Annotated in this window: 1 protein-coding gene, 1 pseudogene and 1 other annotated feature; of the genes and pseudogenes, one reads left to right on the top strand and one right to left on the bottom strand. The window is 58.9% G+C overall.

Annotated elements, in window-relative coordinates; all coding sequences use genetic code 11:
* A pseudogene (locus tag ABJ205_RS02765) lies at positions 1–1,052 on the bottom strand (IS3 family transposase); the annotation flags it as partial.
* Positions 655–771: a sequence feature (AL1L pseudoknot), on the bottom strand. (Overlaps the previous pseudogene by 117 nt.)
* Positions 1,053–1,576: 524 nt before the next feature.
* Between ABJ205_RS02765 and ABJ205_RS02760 the strand changes: the two are divergent.
* The coding region (locus ABJ205_RS02760; protein ID WP_348509989.1) for an autotransporter domain-containing protein at positions 1,577–3,552 on the top strand (1,976 nt) is incomplete at its 3' end.

Here is a 3,552-nt window from a genome sequence, read left to right as displayed (position 1 = left end):
GGCCTTGTAAAGACCGTTGATCGTTTCGGCGAGAGCATTGTCATATGAGTCGCCTACGCTCCCGACCGAGGGCTCAATGCCTGCTTCTGCCAGCCGCTCGGAATAGCGAATGGACACGTACTGGACACCCCTGTCCGAGTGGTGCACAAGGCCGCCGCCGTGAGTAGGTCGTCGCTCATGAAGCGCCTGCTCCAGAGCATCAAGAACGAAGGTCGCATGCGCCGTCCTGCTGACACGCCAGCCGACAATACGCCGGGCAAATACGTCGATGACGAAGGCGACATAGACGAAGCCCTGCCAGGTGGCCACGTACGTGAAATCCGAAACCCAGAGCCTGTTCGGTGCCGGTGCCTTGAACTGGCGGTTCACACGGTCGAGCGGGCTGGGGGCTGACTTGTCCGGAAACGTCGTCTTGACCGGTTTGCCACGGATGATCCCTTGAAGCCCCATCTCCCTCATGAGCCGGGACACGGTGCAACGGGCGACATCGAAGCCCTCCCGCTGCAATTGCCGCCAGATCTTGCGCACGCCATAGACCCGGAAGTTCTCTTCGAAGACACGGCGGATCTCTATCTTCAAGGCGATATCGCCGCGGGCGCGGACGGAAAGCCGGTCCACGTCCTCACGCTTGGCGATGTTCTCGTAATAAGTCGACGGGGCAATCGGCAGCACTCTGCAAATCGGCTCGACCCCGAGCACCGGACGGTGTTCTTCGATGAAGGAAATCATCGCTTCAATGGGCGGTCGAACTCCGCCATCGCAAAATAAGCAGACGCCTTGCGCAGTATCTCATTGGCCTGACGAAGCTCACGGTTCTCCCGCTCCAGGGCCTTCATCTTCTCGGCCATCTCCGTCGGGATGCCCGCCCGCGCACCACTATCAACCTCGGATCTCTTGACCCATTCGTTCAGCGTGTGCGCCGAGCAGCCGATCTTGGCTGCTATTGATACGATCGCTTGCCAGCGAGACCCGTGCTGGCCTTCATTGTCCAGCACAAGGCGTACCGCTCGTTCGCGTACTTCAGGGGAAAACTTGTTCGTCGTTTTGCTCATCGTGCTCCATCCTACTCAGGAGTTGGAGCCTCCGGCAAACCCGGCGCGGTTCAAACTGTTTAAACGCAACATGCTCTAGCAAGCGCGTCGCTGGCCTAGAATATGTTGCATTTTATCGGAGATGCATGACGCGACATTTATGGTCAGCAGTGCAGCGTCTTGACCAACTTGATGGCGAGACCGTTGTAAGTCACCCATCTTACCGGAAGCGTCGCCGAAACCCGTCACCCGTCAAGGCTTGAACCGGAATGCCCGGGGAACCAGGGCGGGGACAGACAGTTTCTGAGTGGGCATTCCCCGCATGGCAATGAGCCGATTTTTCGTATGCGGTTATCGGCGCCAGTCAGCACGGAAGAGCAACGGTGAAACTCTCTGCCGCATTGTCCCCATACACCCTTTTCTGGTCTCTGCGTGCAAAGGTGAGAAGGTACTACCGACGTTTTAGAAGTCGTTAATGAACATGGTTAACAGCTCCTTTCATCGCGCGGAGTTTCGCGAGTCCGTATCGGGATGGAAGGTGTCACATGAATTTCAAGTATCTAACAACGGCAAGCGAGATTGGCCAGAAAAGCGGGAATATTGGCTCGCAAGCGACGTGCAACGGCATAAATCCCGTCCGAGGCAGTGCCTTGCGTCGGCGCGCGGTCGCGGTGTCTCTCACCGCGCTCATGCTACCGCCGGTAAGCGCCAGCGCGGAAGATCTTACCGTTGACAACAGCCGCGAAACCATCAGCTCAGAAGAAGTCTACGGAACGATAAGGGTTGGTGGCCGGGACAAGGATTCTTACCTCGACATTGTCGACGGCGGCGATGTACATGCCTCTGAAACCGTTGTTATCGGTGATTACTTTCCGTTAGACGGTAAAGACAGTGACGGCATCGGCACCGTAACCGTATCCGGAGCGCGCGCACGACTGGCGTCTGACGGCGATGTTGTGGTTGGCGCTACGTCGACCGGGACGCTGGCGGTTTCCGATGGGGGGACGGTCGCGGCGCAACGGATTGTACTCGGAAAGGATACCACCGGCGCAGGCACGCTGGTGATCGGCGCAGCTTCCGGTGAGGCGGCGGCAGGGGCGGGCTATCTGGAAGGCGCAAGCGGGGCTCCCGCGCAGATCGTCTTCGGCGCTGGTGACGGCACAATCGTTTTCAACCATACCCATGAAAGCTACGCGTTTGATGCCACGGTGACGGGGAACGGGGAGCTCCTGCACGAAGCCGGTACCACCCAGCTGACCGGTGATATGTCCGGCTTCTCTGGAACCGGTCATGTTGCCGGAGGCCTGTTTTCGGTCGACACGGAATTCGGCGGGTCGGTGCTGGTCGTGAATGGTGGGACGTTGACGGGAAGCGGTGCTGTCGGCGATCTGACCTTTGAGGTCGGGTCAACCTACTATGTGGATCCGGACAAAGGCACTCTGGAAAGCACGGGCACGGTGAATATCGGCGCGGATGCCACCATGGAAGTTGTATATGGCGATGTCTCTGCGATCGACATCTGGACCCCGATCGTGGTCTTGTCCGGAGAAACAGTGACGGGAGAATTTGGCACACTCGCGGGCGAGGAGGACTATCTGTTCGTCGACCTTCAGGCCGACTATCATCCCGATGCTGTGACCGTGGTCGCAGTTCGCAACGATACGGGCTTCGATGAGATGGCACGCACTGCCAACCAGAGGGCGACCGCCGGCGCACTCGACACGCTCGCACAGGGTAATTCGCTTTACGACAGTTTTGCGACGCTGGACGGATCCGACACGGATTACATTCCTGCCTATCTGGACCAATTGTCCGGCGAGATACACGCATCCATTCAAAGTGCGACCCTGACCGCGGCCGGGCGCGTCGGCGATATCGTGAGAACACGCGCGGCGGTCCGGTTGAATTCCGAGAACAGTCCGCAACGGCTTGATTCGCCCGAGAACAGGAAACTGACGGCCCTGGCTCCGGGCTGGGATGTCTGGACGCAGAGCTACGGCACGTTTGGACGTGCTGAAGGCGACGGCAACGCCGCTTCGTTCGAAACGCGCAACGGCGGTGTCCTTGCCGGGGTGGAAGGTTCAACGGCCGAGGGCCTCGTTACCGGCATTCTTGCTGGCTATGAACTGGCCAACCTCGTGGTCGACGGAGGTCGTTCGAATGCCGATGTCGAGAGCTTCATCGTCGGTACGTATTTCGGCGGGGTCTTCGGTCCCGTTGAAGTGATCGCCGGCAACATTCTGGCCTCGAACGGGATCCAAACGACGCGCGAGGTCGCCTTCTCGGGCTACTCTGACAAGCTGACCGCTGATTACAGGTCCTCGACCTTTCAGCTCTTTGGTGAAGCGGGTTTTGCGGTTGAGACGAGCTTAGCCAGCTTTGAACCTTTCGCAGGTCTCGCCTTTGTGTACCTCGATACGGACACATTCGAAGAGAATGGCGGCGATGCAGCGCTTAAGGTTCGGGCTTCATCCCGGGCGCTAGGTACAAGCACGGTGGGACTTCGGGTGCACCGTCATTT

Source organism: Erythrobacter sp. (genome assembly GCF_039988855.1).
GTDB lineage: Bacteria > Pseudomonadota > Alphaproteobacteria > Sphingomonadales > Sphingomonadaceae > Erythrobacter.
The sequence above is the reverse complement of the archived record's forward strand: the minus strand, read 5'-3'. Positions and strand labels throughout refer to the sequence as shown.